25 protein-coding genes and 1 pseudogene are annotated in these 15,027 nt (G+C 60.0%); 8 read left to right on the forward strand and 18 right to left on the reverse strand.

Annotation, left to right across the window (positions count from 1 at the left end):
- Positions 1 to 19: 19 nt before the first annotated feature.
- The 7 genes from queD to DV532_RS09245 form a co-directional block, all read right to left on the reverse strand.
- Positions 20 to 376 (reverse strand): 6-carboxytetrahydropterin synthase QueD, encoded by a 357-nt coding sequence (queD, locus tag DV532_RS09220; RefSeq protein ID WP_056800268.1) that lies wholly within the window; start codon positions 374 to 376, stop codon positions 20 to 22.
- A 63-nt stretch (positions 377 to 439) separates the two neighbouring features.
- On the reverse strand, positions 440 to 652 hold the full coding sequence (locus tag DV532_RS09225; RefSeq protein ID WP_056800273.1) for an AlpA family transcriptional regulator: 213 nt from the start codon (positions 650 to 652) through the stop codon (positions 440 to 442).
- A 23-nt stretch (positions 653 to 675) separates the two neighbouring features.
- Complete coding sequence (locus DV532_RS30225) at positions 676 to 852, reverse strand: hypothetical protein (protein WP_162948971.1); 177 nt, start codon at positions 850 to 852, stop codon at positions 676 to 678.
- A 38-nt stretch (positions 853 to 890) separates the two neighbouring features.
- A complete protein-coding gene (locus DV532_RS09230) occupies positions 891 to 1,205 on the reverse strand; it encodes a hypothetical protein (protein WP_056800277.1) in 315 nt (104 codons plus the stop codon).
- 52 nt (positions 1,206 to 1,257) lie between these two features.
- Positions 1,258 to 1,491: a hypothetical protein gene (locus DV532_RS09235; RefSeq protein ID WP_056800279.1), complete on the reverse strand. Its 234-nt coding sequence runs from the start codon at positions 1,489 to 1,491 to the stop codon at positions 1,258 to 1,260.
- 84 nt (positions 1,492 to 1,575) lie between these two features.
- Positions 1,576 to 2,013 (reverse strand): hypothetical protein, encoded by a 438-nt coding sequence (locus DV532_RS09240; RefSeq protein ID WP_120715322.1) that lies wholly within the window; start codon positions 2,011 to 2,013, stop codon positions 1,576 to 1,578.
- 14 nt (positions 2,014 to 2,027) lie between these two features.
- Positions 2,028 to 2,279: a hypothetical protein gene (locus tag DV532_RS09245; protein ID WP_024086938.1), complete on the reverse strand. Its 252-nt coding sequence runs from the start codon at positions 2,277 to 2,279 to the stop codon at positions 2,028 to 2,030.
- Positions 2,280 to 2,450: 171 nt separating this feature from the next.
- On the opposite strand from DV532_RS09245, the gene DV532_RS30230 reads away from it, so the two are divergent.
- From DV532_RS30230 to DV532_RS09255, 3 genes are all read left to right on the forward strand, one after another.
- On the forward strand, positions 2,451 to 2,663 hold the full coding sequence (locus tag DV532_RS30230; protein ID WP_156675987.1) for a hypothetical protein: 213 nt from the start codon (positions 2,451 to 2,453) through the stop codon (positions 2,661 to 2,663).
- Positions 2,664 to 2,815: 152 nt separating this feature from the next.
- Entirely contained in the window at positions 2,816 to 3,115 is a 300-nt protein-coding gene (locus tag DV532_RS30870) for a hypothetical protein (protein WP_056800285.1), read from the forward strand.
- Between the two features lie 266 nt (positions 3,116 to 3,381).
- Entirely contained in the window at positions 3,382 to 4,575 is a 1,194-nt protein-coding gene (locus DV532_RS09255; protein ID WP_201785246.1) for an HNH endonuclease, read from the forward strand.
- A gap of 195 nt (positions 4,576 to 4,770) precedes the next feature.
- Here DV532_RS09255 and DV532_RS09260 read toward each other — a convergent pair whose 3' ends face one another.
- Positions 4,771 to 6,411, reverse strand: a complete 1,641-nt coding sequence (locus DV532_RS09260; RefSeq protein ID WP_056800288.1) for a DNA methyltransferase — start codon at positions 6,409 to 6,411, stop codon at positions 4,771 to 4,773.
- Positions 6,412 to 6,499: 88 nt separating this feature from the next.
- A complete protein-coding gene (locus DV532_RS09265) occupies positions 6,500 to 7,090 on the reverse strand; it encodes a hypothetical protein (RefSeq protein WP_236707515.1) in 591 nt (196 codons plus the stop codon).
- A 113-nt stretch (positions 7,091 to 7,203) separates the two neighbouring features.
- Here DV532_RS09265 and DV532_RS09270 point away from each other — a divergent pair, with 113 nt between their 5' ends.
- Positions 7,204 to 7,401: a hypothetical protein gene (locus DV532_RS09270; protein ID WP_056800296.1), complete on the forward strand. Its 198-nt coding sequence runs from the start codon at positions 7,204 to 7,206 to the stop codon at positions 7,399 to 7,401.
- On the opposite strand, the gene DV532_RS09275 is transcribed toward DV532_RS09270, so the two are convergent.
- The 5 genes from DV532_RS09275 to DV532_RS09295 all read right to left on the reverse strand — a co-directional run bounded on the left by DV532_RS09275 (position 7,398) and on the right by DV532_RS09295 (position 11,010).
- A complete protein-coding gene (locus DV532_RS09275; protein ID WP_056800299.1) occupies positions 7,398 to 7,712 on the reverse strand; it encodes a hypothetical protein in 315 nt (104 codons plus the stop codon). The two genes, DV532_RS09270 and DV532_RS09275, sit on opposite strands and share 4 nt — an antisense overlap.
- A gap of 242 nt (positions 7,713 to 7,954) precedes the next feature.
- Entirely contained in the window at positions 7,955 to 8,476 is a 522-nt protein-coding gene (locus DV532_RS09280) for a single-stranded DNA-binding protein (protein ID WP_056800301.1), read from the reverse strand.
- Positions 8,473 to 9,117, reverse strand: coding sequence for a lambda exonuclease family protein (locus DV532_RS09285; protein ID WP_056800304.1), 645 nt, complete (start codon positions 9,115 to 9,117; stop codon positions 8,473 to 8,475). Before DV532_RS09285 ends, DV532_RS09280 begins: the two co-directional genes overlap by 4 nt.
- Entirely contained in the window at positions 9,114 to 9,875 is a 762-nt protein-coding gene (locus tag DV532_RS09290; protein WP_056800307.1) for an ERF family protein, read from the reverse strand. Before DV532_RS09290 ends, DV532_RS09285 begins: the two co-directional genes overlap by 4 nt.
- 10 nt (positions 9,876 to 9,885) lie before the next feature.
- A complete protein-coding gene (locus DV532_RS09295) occupies positions 9,886 to 11,010 on the reverse strand; it encodes a hypothetical protein (protein WP_056800309.1) in 1,125 nt (374 codons plus the stop codon).
- Positions 11,011 to 11,360: 350 nt separating this feature from the next.
- On the opposite strand from DV532_RS09295, the gene DV532_RS31190 reads away from it, so the two are divergent.
- On the forward strand, positions 11,361 to 11,540 hold the full coding sequence (locus DV532_RS31190; RefSeq protein ID WP_082476955.1) for a hypothetical protein: 180 nt from the start codon (positions 11,361 to 11,363) through the stop codon (positions 11,538 to 11,540).
- A 22-nt stretch (positions 11,541 to 11,562) separates the two neighbouring features.
- Positions 11,563 to 11,811, forward strand: coding sequence for a hypothetical protein (locus DV532_RS09305; RefSeq protein WP_236707516.1), 249 nt, complete (start codon positions 11,563 to 11,565; stop codon positions 11,809 to 11,811).
- Positions 11,812 to 12,267: 456 nt separating this feature from the next.
- On the opposite strand, the gene DV532_RS30235 is transcribed toward DV532_RS09305, so the two are convergent.
- The 4 genes from DV532_RS30235 to DV532_RS09325 are packed head-to-tail and all read right to left on the reverse strand — an operon-like array spanning position 12,268 to position 13,495.
- Positions 12,268 to 12,441, reverse strand: a complete 174-nt coding sequence (locus DV532_RS30235; RefSeq protein WP_162948972.1) for a hypothetical protein — start codon at positions 12,439 to 12,441, stop codon at positions 12,268 to 12,270.
- Positions 12,438 to 12,641 (reverse strand): hypothetical protein, encoded by a 204-nt coding sequence (locus DV532_RS09315; RefSeq protein ID WP_056800313.1) that lies wholly within the window; start codon positions 12,639 to 12,641, stop codon positions 12,438 to 12,440. Before DV532_RS09315 ends, DV532_RS30235 begins: the two co-directional genes overlap by 4 nt.
- Positions 12,638 to 13,060: a hypothetical protein gene (locus tag DV532_RS09320; protein WP_056800316.1), complete on the reverse strand. Its 423-nt coding sequence runs from the start codon at positions 13,058 to 13,060 to the stop codon at positions 12,638 to 12,640. Before DV532_RS09320 ends, DV532_RS09315 begins: the two co-directional genes overlap by 4 nt.
- Before the next feature lie 21 nt (positions 13,061 to 13,081).
- The gene (locus tag DV532_RS09325; protein WP_082476962.1) at positions 13,082 to 13,495 is read right to left on the reverse strand and encodes a hypothetical protein; all 414 of its coding nucleotides are present in this window, start codon (positions 13,493 to 13,495) and stop codon (positions 13,082 to 13,084) included.
- Between the two features lie 30 nt (positions 13,496 to 13,525).
- Here DV532_RS09325 and DV532_RS09330 point away from each other — a divergent pair.
- Positions 13,526 to 13,741: pseudogene (locus tag DV532_RS09330) on the forward strand (hypothetical protein); the annotation flags it as partial.
- Positions 13,728 to 15,026 (forward strand): terminase large subunit domain-containing protein, encoded by a 1,299-nt coding sequence (locus tag DV532_RS09335; protein WP_056800317.1) that lies wholly within the window; start codon positions 13,728 to 13,730, stop codon positions 15,024 to 15,026. The pseudogene DV532_RS09330 and the gene DV532_RS09335, both read left to right, overlap by 14 nt.
- Position 15,027 lies beyond the last annotated feature (1 nt).

Consider the following 15,027-nt stretch of genomic DNA (forward strand, 5'->3'; position numbering starts at 1 on the left):
AGGGCGCCCGTGCCTGCTGTCAATCGCCGCTGTACTCGCAGCCACTGGTGCAGGTTTCGTGAATGCGCACCTTCGACAGCTCGGGCAGCAGCGGCTTGACCTGATCCCAGATCCATTTGGCGATCACTTCGCTGGTGGGGTTTTCCAGGCCTGGGATGTCATTTAGGTAGTTGTGGTCCAGCTGCTCATAGATCGGCTTGAAGATGGCCTTGATCTCGGAGAAGTCGCGGATCCAGCCGGTGTGCGGATCGAGCGGGCCGGTCAGGTGCAGGCCGACCTTGAACGAATGCCCGTGCAGGCGACCGCATTTGTGGCCCGCTGGGACGTGGGGCAGGCGGTGGGCCGATTCGAATGTGAACTCTTTGAAAATTTCCACTGGTGGACCTGTATAGCTTGCGGGGTAAGGGCTTGAGCAGAATCTGGCCTTTCAGTGTACTGCTCAATGTACTGATTGGTCGTCGCTGGGGTCGAAAGAGGTCATCCACTGGGTGATGTCCGACTGGCGCCAGGCTACCGAATTGGGTCCTATCTTAACCTGTTTTGGAAAGGTGCCTTCACGGATTCTGCGATAGACGGTGTTCCGGCCGATCCCCGTCACGTGCAGCACCTCGTCGAGGCGCAGGAAGCGATCGATGTTTTCTGCGTGTCGCATGGTGTCTCCTTTATATAGCAGGGTCAGGCCGTGAAGTGGTGCCCGACCTTCGCCGCGCGGGCGGCTTCCTCGGTGCGGAACATGAGCTGGGTTGTGCCTGCGCGGCCTTCCGATTCGTACTCGGCCGATACCCACCAGTGGCCGAACTTGCGGTACGGCTCGCCGAGGATCTTCGTGACGTAGCAGTCGATCAGGTTCATGGATTGTCTCCACGCCGGCGGCGGCGGTAGGTTGGTGGTCAATCGCAGCTGCTGGAGCTGGACCCGCTATCGCTGGAGCTGCTGCTATCGCTCGACGAGTAGCTGCTGCCGCTGTCGTAGCTGCCGTAGTCCCGGTTAGAGCAGGACCTGCTCGAGCGTGTCGGCTCGTAGCTGTCCGCCAGGTAGGTGGGATACATGGGGCTGACCGGGCTCATAGGGTTGAGCGGGTAGAGAATCGGGTCTTGCCGGCCGGATGCCGGGCTGTGGCCGCGGGCATACCCGGCCGGGCCGAGCGCGGCGCGTTGTGCCGGTTTCTTCTTGCGCTTGAACAGGCGGGCCAAGAAATTGAGCATGAGTCTCTCCATGCCCGCGCATGCCGGCGGGCTTGAGTTGTAGGGGGAGGGGTTACGGCTGTGCGTTGCGAGAAAGGGCGTGCGCCAGATGGCGGGCATAGGTGGAGACGGCTCGCCAGTAGGCGGCCATCGGACCTTTGCGGCGGAGCCAGGAGTTTTCGGCCTCGGCGTCGGCCTGGGCGCGCAATTCGCGCATCACTGCCTCGATGCGTGCTCTGTCCTCAGGTGGCAGTTCCAGTAGGGCCTGCCCTGCCGGCAGCTTCAGCAGCGGGTTGATGTAGCCCATGGGGCCTCCTGGCGATGCGTGACCTGGTGAGCGTTCATCGCGGCGCCTTCCATACCAGGTAGGCCATGTACATCGGGGGCAGGATCATGGCTTCGCATCCTTCAGGCTGCGGTCAATCCGTTCGATCTCGGCCAAAATCAAAGCTCCTGCACGAACTAGGTTCTCCCGTCTTCCACGAGGCTTCCAAGACGCGGTTGGCCAAGGCCACAGCGGCGGGCAGTTCGGAGTTCGGCCCTCTTCAGCAGGCGGAATTAGCGCATAACAGGCCGCAGCATGAGCGAGCTCCTTATTGCGATAAACATCGTCGCGCGATGGCTGGTAGCCTTCGTCGCTCACCTGGCGCTGGCGCTCCGATACCACGTCGCGGGCTGCCGCTGGCATACCGTCCTGGCACTTGAGTTCGACTGATCGAGCCAGTCTCTCGAAAACGTTTTCGTTCACGCCGAACGAAATGGCTTCTTGGCACGCGCTGCTTGCAAGATCCAGCAGTGCGCATTCGTCTACCAGCAGGTGCTGGCGCATCTTGTTCGCTTCCGTCACAGCTGATACCTCTCATCAATCCAGCGCCCAGGCGCCAGTGCGGGTGTAGGTTCGGGTTGGGTTTCGTGCGGGGAGAGCTGGCGCTCGTTGCCGGCCTGCAGCTGGCTGTCGGGGATGCAGCTGATGCCGACCCCATTGAGCAGGTAGCAGGTGACGCCGCGCTGGCTGTCGTGCTGCACGTCGATGACGTTCTCGGTTGCGCTGGCGCCGGTGGCCAGCAGCAGGAGGCAGAGGGCGAGGCGGGTCATGAGCAGCGATCCTCAAGGACGGGCAACAGCGTTGAATCGGGCATAGCTCCTCCTCGCCGCAATTCGGCGGACGGTTTAAGATTGATGGAAATAACTGAGACCAGGGGAGGTCCATCGGGCAGTGGCCTTGGAAAGGCCCACACCTTGCTGTGCAAGTAGGATGAAAAGACCATGCCGGATATAGAAAAAAGATATCGCGCTTACAAATTGCTGCGGGAGCTTGATTCGCTCACATCAACCATCATGAACCAGGTGGCTTACGGCCGCTTGGGCGGGCCAGAATGGGAAGCTGCGTGCGACGCGCATCGCGCTGCGTTCAGCGCTTGGATTGAATTTGCTGATTCTCTTACAGCCGAAGCGAAAGAACGGGACCGCTCTTCTTGATTGCTATAAAACTTATACAAAAAGATTAAAGATGTATAACTTTAACACCGACTGTCGCTTCGCTAGACTTTCTGATCTACGTCACTTGTAGTTTTTTGTGCGCGATTTATTTTGACCCTCTAATGGATGAAAAATAAATATTGGAGGGTCAAATGCGAGTTCGAGGAAATGTGTTTTGGGAGTGGGCAGACCCAGCGCTCCACCACCGTTCCCATGACGAAACTCTCGACGACGGCACGCACATTGATGTCCAGGTGAGGCTTTCAGCTACGGGTCAAACACAGATGTTCATCGGTGTTTATACATCTGAAGGCACGGCCTTGCACGAGGAGGCGTTCGATTCCCGTCCTGGCGAATCGATGACTCGTGCGATGGCCTGGGGCGTAGGCCGGGCGCGCCGGATAGCTACTGAAGGCTTGCCTGCCGTCACACCCAAAGCTTCTGCTGGGTAGAGCTGTCGTCACCCTGGGGCTGGAGCAGGCGCTGAAACTGAGCCAGCCCCAACAGGCCGCCATATCGCGGCAGTGAATAGAGGGGAGAGGGGTTACAGCTGAGTGGAGTACAGATGTGCTCTTGCTCGGCGATGACCTCCGTGGGAACGGGGATAGCTCGCGCCATGTCGTGGCAGTGGATGGATTGGCGGATTTGTGCGAATGGAAGGATTGCTGCTAGTGCTTGATGGCAATATGCTTTCTGCTTTTGCGCTCAGAGGTGACCGGTGAGTAAGTACACGCCCCTGGCCGATTTTCTTCGGTCCCAGACTGTTAACTCTGTTGTGCTGACCTTCGCGCAAATTGATGAGCTAGTGGGCGGGCTACCACCAGTCGCGCGAAATCACAACGCTTGGTGGGCAAACTCAAGGACTGATGACTCGCACACCTGGGCGCATCTCTGGATCGAGGCTGGTTGGGAACGTAAGTCCCTTGACCTGACTAGAGAGGTTGTAGTTTTCGAGCGTCATTCGCGCGAGCAAGAAACTTCGCGCTTCTGGTGGGTCAACCACAAGCAGACATACCAAGCCGAACTGGAAGGCGGTTACATCTGGTCGCCCACAAAAAATCAAAATGGTGCTCGAAACCAGACCTACATCAACCTGACACTGGTTAAAGCGGGTGACATTGTCATTTCTTACGCTGGAGGGCAGATTCGAGCTATCGGCGTGGCGACTTCTGCCTATACCGACCAACCAAAGCCCAGCGCTTTCGGCCAAGCAGGTCATAACTGGTCGGATGCTGGATGGTTGGTTCCTGTCGAGTGGACTGAGCTGGAGCAGGCTGTTTCACCAAAGGACCACATCACGACCATTGCTAGGCTATTACCGGCTAAAAACTCCCCGCTGCAGGTCAACGGAAACGGCAACCAGGGATGTTATCTCGCTCGAATTTCGCCTGAGCTTGGCTCGTTTGTCCTCAGCCTATCCAACGCTACTGGGAGCGCGATAAGTGAGCGAGTCCATGAGATTGAAGATCAGGTAAGAGCAGATGAAGTCGAGCGCGAGATCGAGCTCAACCAAGAATTGGCCGCTACAGAGCGCGAGCAGTTGGTTCGCTCGCGCATCGGTCAGGGAACATTCCGCCTGCAAGTATTGGAACGTGAAAAATCTTGCCGTATTACAGGTGTTACCGATACACGTTTCCTTATCGCTAGCCACATCAAACCGTGGAAGGATTGTTCGAACGCTGAGCGATTAGATGGGAGCAATGGGTTCATGTTGGCCCCTCATGTGGACAAGCTTTTTGACCGAGGCTGGATAACTTTCCAGGACAATGGGGAGGTGAAGGTTGCCGATACCGCTCAGGAGGTTGTGTCGGCATGGGGGCTGGCGTCAGGCATAAATGTCGGCGACTTCACACCGGAACAGCGCCAGTATCTGAGCCACCACCGCTCAAAAGTCTATAAAGGTAAGCCGTAGCGAGGAATGTACTGTCCGTAGCGCATAACCTCGATGCGATCGCCGACCAAAGGATGGTGGATTGCGGCTCGGCGGACGTTAGCCCAGCGGATGCCAGGCTTCGGCCGCAGCTTCAATGCCGCTTCAGACGCTTCCGTAGGTTATGGGCATGGGTGATCCTCGCCGGGGTGGCGCAAAAGAGAAGGTTAGATGGGGTTAGTTGCCAAACAGGCTAAGCTGCGATTCGGTAGCGCTCTCGCGGGCGGCGGCAACCTTCGCCTGCTCATGCTCGATGCGTGCTTTGGCAATCGCCAGGTACTCCGGATCGAGTTCGCAGCCGATGAACTGGAATCCTTCACGCATGGCGGCCTTTCCAGTGCTACCGCTGCCCATGAACGGGTCAAGTGCGGTACCGCCTGGCGGGGTTACCAGGCGCAGCAAGTAGGCCATGAGATCAGTGGGTTTCACGGTGGGGTGATGATTGCCATTTCTCTTGGACCAGTCGGCCTGCTCACGTTCTCGCATGGTGGCGTTGGTTCTGACGGCCTTCTGGTCGCCATGGTCCAAGCCCTCATTGCGGTCCTTTCGACTGGTCTTGGTGCAGTAGAAGAACCGGGCGGCGCTGCCGGTGTCGGCGTGGAAGGCACCCTGCACGCGACCCATCATGCCGCTGTACGCGACAGCGCCGCTGAACCCGTTGGCCGTGGGTTCTGTGCCCTTCACCGGAGCGCTTGCGCCCGCTTCGGTCGGGAACAATGCAACGACCTCTGGACTACCATCATGAATCAGGTTGGCAGGCCAGCGGCCAAGCGAGCTTGGTACGCTCCGCTCAACGGTCTTGCCATCCTGCCCTGGTACGACCGTCAGCTTCTTGCCCGGTCCGCCCCAGCCTGGCGTGCCGATCTCTGGTGCTTTTCCATCCGGCCAGCCAACACGACAACCGTCGATATTCAGCGCGCCGGTGCTATGGGCCAGTACGTTTGCTGCGACGGTACCGGCCAGCGGCTTGCGCGCCAGAACTATGGATTCCCAAGCGGGTTTTAGCGCAGTCCCCCAGCCTTGCCAGTCGCCGGTGAGGTTGTGGCTTTTGGGAAGCCCCGAACCAAATACCCAGCCCAGCGTGTCGCGCACTTCGAAGCCCGCATCCTCAATCCCGCAAGCCAGTCGGTGGTATTGCCGAGTGGCGCCGAACGCCAGCATGTGGCCGCCCGGCTTCAAGATCCGCAGGCATTCCAACGACCATTGCCGCACCCAGTCTTGGAATTTGTGCCCAGACCACGGAACATCGGTGTACTTGCGAACATTCTCAAGGCGCGCCTTTAGCGCAGCGGCTCGCGTTTGGTCAGTGGCACCATGCCAGCGACTTCCGCGAGCGCGACCCAGCCACTCTTCAACCGCCTCTGCCCACACTTCGAAGTCGAGCGCTTTCTTTGCGGTCAGCGGGTACTTTCGGAATATCGCAACAAGCCGAGCGCATCCATCCTTGTTTTGGACGACATACCGAGCCTGTGGCTTGCTGGGAGTAGAGTCATCAGTCGCAGCGATTGTGCCCGCTCCAACGAAGCGCCGGATCCGCTCAAGAACAGCTCGGTCGTCGTCCCGCAGCTTGATCTGGAATGCGCAGGTGTGAGTACCGCGCTCATGGCGCTGCACCCGGAAGCACCCCTCGCCGTCGGTGAAACCGGCCAGCCAGTAGCCGAAGCCGGCATCCTCTCGACCGTCATGGTTGTCCCACGATTTACCCATGAATCCACCGGGTAAGGCATATGGAGGGTCAGTAACCACGCTGTCGATCGAGTTGTCAGGGATGGCTTTCAGGATGTCCAGGCAGTCGCCCAGGTGCAGCGTGTAGGTCATGGCAGGCTCCAGGCGTGCAGGCGCCGCCCTCGCCGGGGAGGCGTTCATCGTTTGAGAGGGGAAGGCGCTGGCGGGCAGCGCCGGAGGGTCAGGCGGTGGCGTCTTCAGCCGCAGGCTTTGGCTGGTAGACCAGCGTGCCGTCGAGGATGGCGGCCTTGATCGCTTCGAACTCCCAGGCGTAGTACTGCGACTCTACGTAAACCCGGAGCTCGGGGTAGTCGTGCTGCTTGCGGCGAATGAAGGCCTCGGCCGCTTCCTTGGTGAAGTGACTGTTCACGACTTCCCAGCGCTTGTTCCAGCCAGTGACTGTGTGGTCGTCGAGTTCGCCCAGAAAGTCCCACTGATCATCGGTATCGAGCTCCAGAAAATCACATTCGTTTCTGGCCTGGACAACCTTGTTGAGCTCTTCCTGCTCGTCCTCGTCGAGATCTGTCCAGTATTCCTCAGGGCTGAACCATCTGTTGTCTTCCAGGCAGACCACCAGGCCCTCGGCATAGTCAGCCTCATACCCGTAATCGATGCGATTCTGCTGCACGGTGAACAGCGCGCAGGCCGTGTGGTGCCACTTCACGCCCTGGCCGTTGCAGTGGTGACGAAGGCGGGCGACGAAGTCCTGCCAGGTGTCGGCGCCCATCGGGTGGCCGGTTGCCAGGCTCGGGCCGGGGTTGATATCGCTCATGGCTTTCTCCATGCATGCGCCGCCCTCCGTGGCCGGATGCGGCATGGTGGCAATTTGGTTGGGGATGGGGTATTACGGGTGACCGGCATAGGGCCGGGTCAACGGAGTGATTTATGAGTCAGCAACAAGCGCAATTGGACGCCCTGGAACATCTGCTGATTGGACTGCTGAAAACCAGCGGTTCTAGCATCCCGAGCAAAGCGGTATTTGATAAAGCCGAAGCCTCGCTCATGAGCGAAGACGGCCCGCCAGGCACCGACGAAAAGACCGCAGCTCGTCAATATCTGGCGCATCTGAAGCAGCAGTTCTAAGCCTCATCGAAAGAAATCCGCAGCGCCTCGCGCGCCCGGAAATTCTCCAGCTTCCGCGCCACAGACGGCGACACCTTGATTTCGTGGCGCGGAGGCTCCAGAAGCGGCAACGCGCCGCCCGGGCCAAGCCCATGAAGGTGATGAATCATCAGCGTCATCGCCTCGCCCTGTTCCTCAATGCCGGCCCACTCCATCAGTTCCAGCAGGGCCTGTTTAGTCCCTGGTCGAACCTTCAAGCGCAGGTCTTCTTCCTGGTACTTTGCTGACTTCTCGCGCCGGCGCCGGTCGCGCTCTGCCTGGTCCATCGCCATACGGCACCTCCTTCAATCCGCTGGGCGGGATGTGTATGTGCAGCTGGCGGCGACGCTGCTGCGTGAGTTTCTGGATGCGTCTCATGGGTGGCACACCTCAATGGGCGTTTTCTTCGTCGAGCCTGACGGCATGACCACCAGTAGACGCTTGTTTCCTCGGTATACGCCCCAAGGCTGACCAGTGGATCTGGCCATGGCCGCCGCGTACTTCACGGCTGGCACAGGCTGAGACAGGGTGGCGATCATGCGCCCGCCAGGTGGTGGAGCGGGGCGAACGGGATATCGTCGTCGAAGCTGTCGTAGTCCGGCGGCGCGGCCTGCTGGTTCTGCTGTGGCGCCTGGCGCTGCTGCTGGCGGGGCTGCTGTTGCCTTTGCTGCTGGGGTTGGCGCTGTTGATACTGCTGGCCGCCACCCTGGTTGTCGGGCCTTCCGCCCAGAAGCTGAAGGGTTCCGTTGATGTCGACGTTTACCTCTGTGGCGTACCGCTTTATCCCGTCCTGTTCCCATTCGCGGGTCTTCAGCTTGCCTTCGATGTAGCACTGGGAGCCTTTGCGCAGGTACTCACCGGCGATTTCCGCGACCTTGCCGAACAGCACGACGCGGTGCCATTCGGTCTTCTCGACCTTCTGGCCACTCTGTCTGTCGTTCCACGATTCGCTGGTGGCCAAGCTGACATTGGCGACCGCAGTACCGTTTGGCAGGTACCGGATTTCCGGGTCCCGGCCGCAGGTGCCTACCAGGATGACTTTGTTGATGCCTCTCATGCGGCTTTGCTCCTCAGCTTGACCTCGTATTCGTCAACGAGCAGCTTGAACTGCCAGAGGTCTTCCTCCAGCTTCTCGATGTAGTTGTCGTCACGTTTGAATTCCTGCCACCAGAGCTGGCGGCCGACGGGGCGCAGATCCGGGCAATAGAGGCCGATGTGCCACCACTTCCTGCCCGTGATCCACATACAGCCTTGGACTTGGTCCATGATCTCGCTGGCATCGTTGTCGATGTGGAAGGACCGCAGCTTCTCGGGTGCTAGAAAGCACTTGTACTCGCTGCCGCCATCCTCGCCGATGAAACCGTCTGCGCTGGCGCCAAACGCGCCGTCGTCAGTCTTGACCAGGCCGACTTGAGTGACGATCAAGCCCGTTTGAATTTCATGCTCCATGCGGGCTTCGGGTTCGAGTTCGTGGCCTCGCCTCATTTGCCAGGTCTCGAACCCGTTATCCAGCGGTTTTCCGCTGATCCGCTCGACTGCCAGCCTGAATGCGTAGTCGAGAGCTTTGGCGGTGGGCTCGCCTTTGTTCGGACCAGATTTCAGCCGGGCCCTGGCGTCGCCAAACATACTGGCGGTAATGACGCCTGCACGCGCTGCGTGCCACTCTGCGGAGCCCTGGGCGCAATTGACGATGATCATTGGGGAGTCTCCATTGCAGTTTTCCGCTTAGTCACGGCGATCTTCACCGTGTCGTACCCGGCCTTGTCACCACTGGCCTGCATGACCTTTACGGATGCCTGCCAAACATCCTTGAGCTCGTCGGGGGTTGAGGCTGCTTCGACCTGGTCAAGGATGTCGTTCAGCGCCTGGGCTCGCATTTCTGCCGTATCGGAGCCATCCGACGATTGCGCGTCGTCGTCGCGAACGTCGCTGGTAGTGATGTTCAGCAAGGCGCACATGACGTATCGCTTGCCGTAGGTGGTGGAGGAGCCAACCGCCTGGACCTCGTTCCGACCTTTGCCGATATCGGCCGGCAGGCTCATGGTGGTCTGTTCCCGGTGCCCATCGCGGTGCATCAATATCCCGGTGACGCTGATTGCCTTTTCCAGGTTCTCTACCTTGAAGGTGATTGCGAAGCCATGCCGCTGCATGATCGGCTTGATGATGCGGGTGATGTCGTCCAGCGTTGCGTAGGCGTTGCCCGTGTGCAGGTTCACCGCGGCTTCGAACACGGTCGGGATCTCGCACTGCATCTGGGCCATGCCGGCGTTGAATGCTGCCTCGGCAGTCTTGGCCTGCATGCGCTCATGCATGGCCAGAAGGCGCTCCATCTTCTCGATGTCACAGGACGGATCTGCAGCTGCTCGGCTGATCACCGCCATGATGCTGTTGTCGACGGGGCCGGGCGCAGCCACTGCCTGGCGGCGCTGTTCCGGCACAATGATTGCGCTGGTCATGGTCTGTGCCTCAGTAGGTGATAGCGATGTTGGGGATCTTGCGGAGAGCGATCAGGGTGACCGCCTGCTTTGCGCAGGATTCGGGCATGCCGCCGGCAACGAAGGCCTCCAATGCGGCGCGGTTGATGCTGGCCCGGTGCGCCTTGTCGCGCTCGCGGGCCTCTTGCTGCCGGAGGATTTCGGCTGCTGCTGCATCGGCGCGGCGGCGTTCTTCCTGGCGCGCCTGCTCGGCTGCCTCCTCTTGCCGTCGAGCGGCGTCTTGGCGCTCCTGGTCCATCCGCTGCTCTGCCGCAACGCGGTCGGCCTCGGCCTGAACTCGAGCGCGCTCGGCTTGCTCGGCCTGCAGCTTGAGTTGCAGGCGCTGGTTCTCGGCTTCACGCTCTTGTGCGGCAGCCTGGTCAAGCAGCTCCTGCTCGCGGCGGGCTGCGGCTTCGCGCGCTGCCTGCTGCTCCTGGGCCACGCGCTGGCGCTCCAGCTCGACAGCGGCCTCCTGTGCTGCCCGGATGCGGTCTTGCTCGGCGCGCTCTTCTGCTTCGCGGCGCAGGCGGGCCAGCTCGGCTTGCTCAGCTTCGAACTGCTCGCGCTTCTGTAACCCTGCCCGCAAGGTGGTGAGAACCTTGTCCTTGCTGTTGGCTGCCTCTGCCTCGAATTCTTCCCAGTGGGCGCCGAGCTGCATGCCTTCAGCCTCAGCGATCAGGCCTTTGATGTGCAGCGAGCTCAGTTCGCCCAGATCGTCGACCAGTGTCTTCAGCCAGTTCAGGCGGTCGTTGTGGCGATCAATGCGGGCATCTTCGGCGGCTTCCCACTCGGTAAGTGGCCGCCGCGTCTCGTCCCGCAGCGCATCCATCTTGGTCACGAACTCGCGCAGCTCGGACTCGACCACCTTTGGCATTTCCTTGAGCCGGCGCAGGTAGTCGCGGCCCGGCTTCTCGACGGCGGTCTTCGACTTGCTGACCTTGGCGGCAAGGCTGGCGATCCGCTCGCGCCCCTTGCGGGTGGTCAGATCAGGGACTTCGCCTTCGATCTCACCCTTCACCAGGTCAATAAATTGCTGCAGGCCGCCGGCCACGTAGATGGCCGGGGCGTTCGCCTCGCTGATCTCTTCGATAGCGATCAGTTTCTGTTCTGCGGACATTGGAAAACCTCGCGCCAGGCCGGCGCCGTCAGTAGAAATAGGGGAGATGCCCGGTCACGCCCAGTCTGTAGGCCAGGCTCCCTGGCTGTCGGTGGGTGTGCGTTCTTGCCGGATTGTGTTGCCTCATCGAGGCGCGAAGGGAAGTAGCGAGTAATTTCCTGAAAATGCAGCGTTATAGCCGCGGCGGATGGCTCGGCTCACGGATTTCCATACGAAACGTGCAGAATTTTGTGTTTATTATGCTGCCAATTTTCAGCATCTCGTTCGAATTGTGATGAGTGCTGCCAATTCCCTGTATAGTGACTGAGTAGCCGTTTTCCGCGGCTCTTCACTATGATTAGGTAGCTTTTATGCCCATATCCCCCGAGACGCAGCGTGCCCATGAGCGCTTGAATGAACAGACCAAACTGTTCATCAACCAGGGAGGCCAGATTGAAAGCGTTCCTTCTGGAGTCAGCGGAGTGTCAGCGAGCAAGCCAAAAGTTATTTGGACGAGCCCTCACACGGCCAAGCCGATCCATAAACGATAGCGCTTCCAAATGAACCGCTTGGTTGCTCCACAGCGAACGCGCGGGCACAAGTATGTTTGATGCGCCAAGTGATTTAGATATTGCGGGACGGATTGGAGTCGGCGAGGCGGATGTAGCTCTTTACCGGGGTGATACATTGAAAGATGGTTCGTGGCTCATCCACTTTTCCTTCGCTATGCCCTGTGAGCTACGCCATAGCCTTACTGGCAATTTCACCCTCTTTATGAAAGTTGAAAAGCCAGGCGACAGGCGTGTGATTGAGTTGGATTGAGCATGCGATCTTGCGACGCAAACTCATTCGAAGCCTTGTCCCGGTTGTCCGGTTTAAATATTCTGGAACAGTTTGAGGCGCATACTCAAGTAGCTCAGGACTTCTGAGCAATGAGAGGTGTGTATGTCCAGAGATAGGTATGGCGTAGATAGTGACAGACAGGTCAGTCAGCCAGCCGGTAATGAGGGACCGCTACAGAAGCCAGTCGATCACAACGAAAGCATTCGCCAAGCGGACCGTGACGACAATTTCGACAGCCCTCCCTTTCGAAGAGGGCAGAAGCAGGGGCCGCCGGACCCATCGAGGGTATCCCATGCTGAGCGTTATAGTTATCACAAGCGCCCATTGGAATAACGTTCAGCTGTAGATGGATCTAGATGAAAAAGCCTGGTCCTGCGCCGGGCTTTTTGCATGTGGATTCCGCGCCAGATGACTAGGCGGCGCGCTATTAGCTGGTCATGGCCGCGGCCTGGTGCTGATTGGCCGACGCTTCAGCCAATCAGCCTTGATCGGGTAGGGCAGGTCGGCAACACGCATACCGATCGGGAACTGGACGGTGCCGCGCACTTGAGCGGCTTTCGCTTCTTCGATCTGCTCGTCGATGAGCGATTTAACGATTGGCGTAGTCATGCAGCCTCCTTGCGCCGTACGGCAATACGCCGGATGCGCTCGCAGTAGTGTTTGAACTCGTTGGAATCGATGGCTAGGAGAGAGAAATAGGCCACCGCCAGGGTTTCGGCCTTCGCTTCCTCAACCGGCCCAGAGCCCGGCAGAAGCATCGTCTCGATTGCTGCCTCGATGGCGCTGACCGCCACGCTGTGAGGAGTCATTGCGCCTCCTCGGCCTGGGCCAGCACTCCCTCTTTGGCGAAGGGGGTTAGGAGCTGGCGGGCGATCTCTTCCAGCGCTGACTCGGGATTGGCAACGCTCAGGATCTCGTCGGCCGCTGCCGCGGCATCGCTGGTGACCTTACAGCGCGCTGCCAGGACCAGGCGACCCAGCACTGAGTTGCTGATCCCCGACAGGCCAAGCTGCCCCATGACGAACTCGTCGACTGCCTGGGCGAAGCGCTCGAAGGTGACGCCCATCTGCGGCCGCAGGCGGCGCTGGAACACGAAATCGCGGCGCGCCATCAGCTCAGCGATGCCGTCGTCGATCCAGCGTTCTTCGGCGCCGTCAGCTTCGCTTTCGCTCACCGCCGGCGGCATCCGGTTGTCGTACTCAAACTGTGATGCTCGAAGTGCGCCCATGGTCGCCTCCAGGTGGTGGATTCAGTCGGTGTATGCGATGTACTTGAAGCGGCCATTGCCGAATTGCTCGAAGCGGCCCCCGAAGGTCCCGCGAACCTCGCGCTCAACCTCTTCGCGGCTCATGTGCGGCGGGTATACCCCGTCCTTGATCATCGAGAAGTGGGTGTGAGGCACAAAGCGCCAATCGACCTTGCTTGGGTCAAGTGGGCGCGGCTCGGGTGGCTGCCATGGCTTGCCCTTGTAGGATTCGAGCGGCGGCGTTGGGTCTTCCGACTCCTCCCATCCGCAGGCTTCGCAGTAGCCGCGCGGCGCGGTGCAGGCGCCGCATGGTGGAGAGATATGGCAGCTGCAATTCACTACCCTGTGGGACTCGACGACGCCCTCGCAGCCGTCACGGCCGCAGGTGTCCCCCTCCAAGTATCCAAGTTGGGTCATAGCTTCACCCGGGCGGCGAGCATGGCATCGGCGTATCGTCTCCGCGCGCTGGGTCGCATGGCCGAGAAGGCCGAGAGCATGAAGAACATGGCCCTGACTGCCCAGTTGCTTGAGCAGGCAGCCAAAGAGGTCGGCGACGTATACGTGAATCGGCAGACGAAGGTGGACAGCCCGCTCGATAACGCGGTACCCACTTCGGTGCAGGTCACGGTGATGGATGCGAGGAAGCGCGATGCCGACGCTTAACGTCCCTCAGGCCACGTTCATCAACATGCCGCACAAGTTCCGCGGCTTCGTCGCTGGGTTCGGCTCAGGCAAGACCTGGGTAGGCTGCGCCGGCATCTGCAAGCACGTTTGGGAATGGCCCAGGATCAACTCCGGCTACTTCGCCCCGACTTACCCGCAGATCCGCGACATCTTCTTTCCGACCATCGAAGAGGTCGCCTTCGACTGGGGCCTGAAGGTCAAGACGAAGGAGAGCGACAAGGAAGTCGAGTTCTACAGCGGCGGCCAGTACCGCAGCACAACCATCTGCCGCTCGATGGAGAAGCCGCAGACCATCGTTGGATTCAAGATCGGCCACGGCCTGGTAGACGAACTCGACGTTTTGCCCAAGCTCAAGGCTGAGCACGCCTGGCGCAAGATCATCGCCCGGATGCGCTACAGCGTACCTGGGCTGAAGAACGGCGTAGACGTGACCACGACCCCAGAGGGGTTCAAGTTCGTCTACCAGCAGTTCGTGAAGCATCTGCGCGAGAAGCCAGCCCTGCAGGGGATGTATGGCCTGGTGCAGGCCAGCACGTTCGACAATGAGCTGAACCTTCCGCCTGACTACATCCCGTCGCTGATGGAGTCGTACCCGGCCCAGCTGATCCTGGCCTACCTGAATGGCCAGTTCGTCAACCTGAACGCCGGCTCGATCTACCACGCCTACGACCGGAAGCTGAACTCCTGCTTCGACACCGTGGAGCCTGGAGAACCCCTGTTCATCGGTATGGACTTCAACGTCGGCAAGATGGCGGCGATCGTCCATGTCAAGCGGCCTGACGGAAAGCCCAGGGCCGTGGATGAGCTGATCGATGGCTTCGATACCCCGGACATGATCCGGCGCATCAAGGAGCGCTACTGGCGGCACAACGGCCGGGACTACGAGAAGACCTGCGAAATCAGGATTTACCCCGACGCCTCGGGCGGGTCGCGCAAGTCGGTGAATGCCAGCGAGACGGACATTGCCATCCTGCGGCAGGCCGGCTTCAGCGTCATCGCCCCCGAGGCCAACCCCCCGGTAAAAGACCGGATCAACGCCATGAACGCGATGTTCTGCAACGCGAATGGCGAACGCCGCTACCTGATAAACCCGCTGCGCTGCCCGACCTATGCAGACGGCCTGGAGCAGCAGGTGTGGGCTACCAACGGTGAGCCCGACAAGAAATCCGGCGTGGACCACGCGAACGACGCCGGCGGCTACTTCATCCACCACGACTACCCAATTGAACGACCGGTCTTCACGACCCAATCCCTGAGAATGTGAC

It is taken from the genome of Pseudomonas sp. Leaf58 (assembly GCF_003627215.1).
Lineage (GTDB): Bacteria > Pseudomonadota > Gammaproteobacteria > Pseudomonadales > Pseudomonadaceae > Aquipseudomonas.